The sequence below is a fragment of the Candidatus Frankia alpina genome, assembly GCF_902806485.1.
Taxonomy (GTDB): domain Bacteria; phylum Actinomycetota; class Actinomycetes; order Frankiales; family Frankiaceae; genus Frankia; species Frankia alpina.
This window is the reverse complement of record NZ_CADCWT010000291.1, coordinates 1-5,248: the sequence shown is the minus strand read 5'-3', so window position 1 is coordinate 5,248 and position 5,248 is coordinate 1. Positions and strand designations below refer to the sequence as shown.

Here is a 5,248-nt window from a genome sequence, read left to right as displayed (position 1 = left end):
CTACGGGGCGGGCGGTGGCGGCGGCAGCGGCTTTGCGGCACCCACGGTGACCGACGCCGCGCTGGTCCCAGGCGTCAACCACGGCGACGGCCGCGCGACGGTGTCGTTCCGGTACGGCGCCTCGGTGGCGCTCGCCGCCGGCACCACCACGCCGCTGTTCGGCCAGACCGTCACCCTCACCGCGTCCGTCACCGCAGCGGACCCGGCCGCCGGCACCCCCGGCGGGACAGTCACCTTCCTGGACGGGGCCACGGCCCTGACGACGGCGCCGCTGAGCGGCGGCCAGGCCGGCGTCAGCGTCAGCGGCCTCCAACCCGGCCCGCACGCGATCACGGCCAGCTACGGCGGCGACCCGGCTTTCGCACCGGGGACCACCTCCGGATCCACCGAGGTCACCGTCGGGTTCAGCCAGCCGTGCGTCACGACGGCGCGCACCGGTCCCCTGACGGTCGCCGCCGGCCAGTCGCTGTGCGTCGGCCCAGGCGGTCGGCAGGTCGGCCCGGTGACCGTGCGTTCCGGCGGGGCGCTCGCGCTGACCGGCGCCACGGTCGTCGGCCCGGTGACCGCCGAGGGCGCGCTGGCCCTCACCGCCTGCCAGTCGACGATCACCGGCCCGGTGACGGTCCACGCCGCCCGCGGCTACGTCCTGCTCGGCGCCGACGCCGCCGACGTGACGCCCTGCGCCGGCAACACGCTGCGCGGCCCGCTGACCGTGGACGCGAACACCGGCGGCCTCGAGGCCGCCGCGAACACGATCATCGGTCCGGTGCGGATCGTCGGCAACAGCGGCAGCGGCCCGCTGCCCGACGACGCGGTGCCCGAGTTCCGCGACAACCACGTCACCGGCCCGCTGAACTGCACCGGCAACCAGCCGACCCTGGCGCAGACGGGCAACACCGTGATCGGGCCGCGATCCGGTCAGTGCGCCTGACCCGACGCCACCACCGCCCGTCGCCTGCCGCGGTCCACTCCCCCGCGGCAGGCGACGGGTGGACGGCCGTCGGCGCCGTTCGGGATACCGGCGCAACAGCCACCCGCAGCACCGGGGCGGGTCGGGGCGGGTCGGCGCTGCCCGTCGTCACCTGGGAGGATGATGCCGCGTCGGCGGGCGGCCGTCGCGGCCGATTTCCAGGGCCCGCCGCCGAAGCCTCAGCCCAGAAACCGACGGCCGCACCGCCATCGCCAGCCTGCGCCGCTCGCATGAGCGGCTGCGTGCCCTCGTCGAGCCGCTCGACGCCGAGGCGGTACGCGGGCCATCGTACGACGATGACTGGACGATCGCCCAGGTGCTGTCCCACCTCGGGTCCGGCGCGCAGATCGGCCGGGCTGTCCTCGACGCCGCCGTCGCCGGGCGGGACGCCCCCGGCCAGGAGCAGTTCGTCACCGTCTGGGACACCTGGAACGCCAAGACCCCGGACGCGCAGGCCACCGACGTGCTGCCCGCGGACCAGGCGCTCGTCGAGGCGTACGAGGCTCTCGACGACGCCCAGCTCGCGGGCCTGCGGGTCGCGCTCGGGCCGATGAGCCTCGACTCCGCCGGGGTGGTCCGGCTCCGGCTGAGCGAGCACGCCGTGCACACCTGGGACGTCGCGGTCATGCTCGACCCCGCCGCCACCGTGGACGCGGCCGCCGTCGACCTGCTCATCGACGGCCTCGGCATGATCGCCGGTTTCGCCGGGAAGCCCACCGGCCCGGCCCGGATCCACATCACCACCACCGCCCCGGACCCCGAGATCGCCCTCGACCTCGGCGACGCCGTGAACCTGGGCCCCTGGGACGGCGAGTCACGGCCCGCCCGGCTTCGGCTGCCGGCCGAGGCGTTCCTCCGCCTGGTCTACGGCCGCCTCGACCCCGCCCACACCCCGCCTCTCGAGGCCGACGGCGTCGACGTCGACACGCTCCGCGCGGCGTTCCCCGGCTTCTGACCTCCGCCGCCGGCCGACCTGTGTAGAAGCCGCACCCCACTTCATCGACGACCACACCGTGGTCACCTGGAGCTGACGGCGTCAGGTTCGCAGACCGTCCTACAGATCCAGGCTGGCGAGGTAGTCGGCGCTACCCCCGCTCCACTCGACCAGGAAGAGAGTCGCGTCGTCGGTCGTGATCCCGCGGCGTTCCCGCATCAGCGTGTGGGACAGATCTCGCACCATCTCCCGCACGCTGTTTCCCTGGGCACTCTCCACAAAAGTGATCAGGCGTGCCTCGCCGAACTGCTCCCCGCCGGATTCATGCTCCTCGACGAGACCATCGGTGAAGAACAGCACCCGGTTGCCGCGCTGGAGCTGCTGCTCGCTGAGCTGCGGTATGTAACCGCCGAAACCGACCGGCAAGGTGCTCGGACCCGTCAACTCCTGGATGACCCGGCGACCGCGGATCAACAGCGCCGCCGGGTGACCCGCGTTGACCCACTGCAGGTGACCTGTGCCGATATCCAGCCGCATCATCTGCGCCGTGACGAAATGGTCGGGTCCGAACTGCCGGTGGATAGCATCGTCCATGAACATGTACAGCTCGGCGAGCCCGACATCGGCTCGTCTGGCATGCCGGTAGGCGCCGATCGCCACCGTCGCCAGGACGGCGGCATCCAGACCGTGACCCATCGCGTCGATGATGGCGACGTGCAGGATGTCGTCGTTGAGGGCGTAGTCGAAACTGTCGCCCGCGATGTTGTAGGCGGGTTCGAGGATGCCGGCCACCACGACCTGCGGGGTCAGCATGGTCAGCGGGGGTAGCAGGGACCATTGAATCTCCGCGGCCACGCTCATCGATTCGCGGCGCCTGGCCTGGAAGAACTGGTCGGTGTAGTTGCTCTTGGTGACCAGCATGTCGGCGACGAGACCGGCGAGTCGCCGCAGCAACCGTCGATCGTCGTCATCGACGGTGTCGAGGGTGAGGGCCAGCACCCCCACCTGGTCGCTGCCGTCCAGCAGCGGCAGGAACATCCGGATGCCGTCGGCCTGCGGCTGTTCGACGGGGCTCGCGCGCAGGAATGCCGTGCCGGCCGGCGAGTCGTCGATCGACTCGGGCTCCCCGACCGTGAGATTGCGGCCCGGCAGCGGCGTCAGCACCAGCTGCTCGTAGTCCTGCAGAAGGATCGAGACGTCCCGGCCCCCGATCCTGCGCACCTCCTCCGCCACAAGTGGGGCGATCAGCTGCGGCGGCATCTCGTGCGCACGGTCCAGCAGTACACCCAGCAGCCGCTCGCCGAACCCCTCCGACCGATCGACGACAACCCCGCGGGATTCCTGTTCGTCTGCTATCATAGCAGCGTCTCCCCCTGTCCGGCCGTTCACACGGTCTGAGCTCCTCTGGGCGGCGCCACCCGATCACGTCGACACCCCGCTTCGCCCTAATCCACAGTGGCTTTACCGGTAAGGGTGACGCGACCTCGCCGCGACACCTTCCTTGCTCGGCGCCTTCACGGCCCGCGCTGGAATGGACGCCGGCCTGGTCGACCCGCGGACCTATGCCTGCGGGCCGACCAGGTGATAAACGTGTCGCGTGAGCCTAGTTCGCCGAGTACAGCTGTTTATAGCGCGCCCCGGCGTCGGAATTCAGATAGGCACAGCTACTGGAACGCGGGCGGTAGAGATTGGAACCGACGTTGCCCGGATCGCAGTTGTTGAAGTAGAATTCGTAGGCGAATCCATTTCCGGCATAAGATTGGAACCAGTCGTACATCCACTGAACGTAGTTCGCACTGTCCCCACCGCCGCTGCTGCCATCACCGCTGGCCACCCCCCATTCACCGACTCCGAAGAGCTTGTTGCGCGACTGGGCGAAATTGTACCAGTAGTCCAGCCCTCCCACCGCGTTCGACTGGACGTCGAACGCCGCCTTGGGCGGATAGGCGTCGTAGGCGTCGAGACCGACGGAGTCCACCCAGGCGTCACCCGGGTACATGTCCATCGCATTGTGGCTCGGCGGATTCTGCGAGTAGTGGGCGTTCAGGCCCCAGGACAGGGTGGGGTCCGGCTCCGCCGTCGCATTGATGGAGTCCGCGACGTGCCGCCAGCAGTTGATGTAATCCGTGGGATTGGTAGCCGACCACTGGTACCAGTCACCGTTGCCCTCCCACGCGATTTGGATGATGGAGTCCTGGCGACCATAAGTATTCAGCAGAGTGCCGAATTTCCGCCAGTAGGAGTCGTAGGCGCCGGTGGCGCAGGTCGCGTTGCTCGCGCCGATGTTCTCCGGGTAGGGCGGGACGGCGATGATCATCCTGCCCGGCCAAATGGCAAAGGTCTGCAGCAGATTCGTCGGCTGGGTGACGTTCGTCCAGCTGTTGCGCGTCACGTAGAGGAGAGTGAAGTCGCAGGGGGTGCCGCACCAGGTGCAGAACGCTTCGAGGTTCGCCTGGTTCATGGCCGGGTCGGGGTAGGTGCCGGATTCCCATCCCTTGCCCGAGCGTAGGCCCGACCACAGCGGTGGCGCCGGCGGCGGGTTCAGCCCGGTGGTGACCTCGGCGCGGCCGAAGCCGATGTTGTTCCCGGTGGACGTGACGTTGCGGCGGCCCTCGTTCGTGAACGTCAGGGTGTGCGCGCCGACCGGCAGAACTGGGGTTGCGTACAGCAGGGTGACCGACGATGCGGGAGCATAGGCGTCGATGGTAACCGGTTGGGCACCATCGATGCGGAATGTCCCGAATCCGTTGGCCGGGCCCTTGAGGCCGTAGACGTTGAGCTGAGTTCCGTTGAAACGGACCGTGGCGACGGCGCCGGGGTTGCTGGTGTAGTACAGGCTGTTGTTAGTCGAGGTCACACAGCCGGTGCACGGCATCCAGCCCGCGGTGTACGAGACCTGGTTGTTTCCGGTGCCGATGGCGGTGTCCTCGATGGTGAGTGCTGTCTGCACCGGTGGCGGCGGGGGTGGCGGCACCGGATCGGTGACGACCTCAGCGCAATCAAAGCCGACGTTGAAACCGGTGGAGGCCGCGTTCCGCATGTGCAGGTTCGTGATCCGCAGCGTGTGGGCGCCCGGCGTCAGCGCTCCCGAGCTGTAGATCAGGCTCACGGCCAGCGGCAGGGCGAAAGTGTCCACGGCTACCGGTACGCCGCCGTCGATACTGAAAGCGGACTGGCCGCCCGTCGGCCCCTTGATGCCGAAGACGTTGATCTCGGTTCCGGTGAACCGGACCGTGGCGATGGAACCGTAGTTGGTGGAGTACCGGTACATGCTGTTGGGTGTGCTGGGTGCACATCCAGCACACTGGGCCCAGGTTCCGGAGTAGGAGACCTGGTTGTTCCCG

General features: G+C 69.1%; 4 protein-coding genes. 2 read left to right on the top strand and 2 right to left on the bottom strand.

Going from position 1 to position 5,248, the window contains the following annotated elements:
* Together G6R25_RS21080 and G6R25_RS21075 are read left to right on the top strand one after the other, a co-directional pair.
* On the top strand, positions 1-931 hold a 931-nt coding region (locus G6R25_RS21080), incomplete at its 5' end, for an Ig-like domain-containing protein (RefSeq protein WP_163554303.1).
* Between the two features lie 193 nt (positions 932-1,124).
* Positions 1,125-1,925, top strand: coding sequence for a maleylpyruvate isomerase N-terminal domain-containing protein (locus G6R25_RS21075; protein ID WP_163554304.1), 801 nt, complete (start codon positions 1,125-1,127; stop codon positions 1,923-1,925).
* Between the two features lie 99 nt (positions 1,926-2,024).
* Here the strand turns inward: G6R25_RS21075 and G6R25_RS21070 are convergent, their stop codons facing one another.
* Both G6R25_RS21070 and G6R25_RS21065 read right to left on the bottom strand, forming a co-directional pair.
* Positions 2,025-3,263 carry a PP2C family protein-serine/threonine phosphatase gene (locus tag G6R25_RS21070; protein ID WP_136448829.1) on the bottom strand — a complete coding sequence of 413 codons (1,239 nt, stop codon included), beginning with the start codon at positions 3,261-3,263 and terminating at the stop codon, positions 2,025-2,027.
* A 244-nt stretch (positions 3,264-3,507) separates the two neighbouring features.
* Positions 3,508-5,248 (bottom strand): glycosyl hydrolase (locus G6R25_RS21065; RefSeq protein ID WP_136448830.1); only part of this gene is annotated, 1,741 nt, incomplete at its 5' end.